Origin of the sequence: Streptomyces mangrovisoli, assembly GCF_000974985.2 — a bacterium.
In the GTDB taxonomy this organism is placed as follows: Bacteria; Actinomycetota; Actinomycetes; order Streptomycetales; family Streptomycetaceae; genus Streptomyces; species Streptomyces mangrovisoli.
The window spans coordinates 1-712 of sequence record NZ_LAVA02000195.1; the positions used below are offsets into that span (position 1 = coordinate 1).

A 712-nucleotide genomic window follows, 5' to 3' on the forward strand; every position below is an offset into this window, starting at 1 on the left:
TCAGCCAGGTGTAGGCGGAGGTGCCGCCGAGTCCTGAGGCGATGGCGATGGACCGGGTGACCGCCTCCGCGGACAGGTCGTTGACGAGCAGTCCCTGCGGTGTGCGGCGGCTGATGAAGGGCTCCACGAACACGGGGAGCCGGCGCGCGGCCATCGCGTCGACGGCACGGGCGGTCGACTCCAGGGTGGTGAGGCTGCCGGGGTCGTCGTAGTCGATGCGCAGCAGGAGCTTGCCCGCGTCGAAGCGGAGCCGCTCGATGTCGTCGGGGCGGTGTCCGGTGAAGCGGTCGTCGAGTTCGAAGGCGGCCCCCTGGAGCCCGCCGCGGTTCATCGAGCCGACGACCACCTTGCCCTCGAGGGCGCCGAGCAGCAGCAGGTCGTCGAGGACGTCGGCGGTGCCGAGCACGCCGTCCACGCCGGGGCGGGACAGCGCGAGGCAGAGCCGTTCCAGCAGGTCGGCACGGTTGGCCATGGCGAGCCGGTGGGGGCCGACGCCGAGCGCGCCGCGGGCGGGGTGGTCGGCGGCGACGATCATCAGCCGCCCGCTCTCCCCGAGCAGCGCCCGCCGCTCCCGCCGCGCCGCCGCCTCGGCCACCCCCTCGGGCGCCCCCGCCCGAACCCGCGCGAGCTCGGAGGGATCGACGGCCCGGACCCGCCCGGGGCTCCGGACGGGCCGGGAGCGGGGCTCGGGGGCGTGGGGGCGGTCGCCGGG

Annotated in this window: 1 protein-coding gene; it reads right to left on the minus strand. The window is 76.5% G+C overall.

The window, feature by feature from the left end; all coding sequences use genetic code 11:
- Positions 1–595, minus strand: a 595-nt coding sequence (locus tag WN71_RS39370; RefSeq protein ID WP_071369962.1) for a Cgl0159 family (beta/alpha)8-fold protein, incomplete at its 3' end; no start/stop codon positions are given.
- Positions 596–712: the final 117 nt, after the last annotated feature.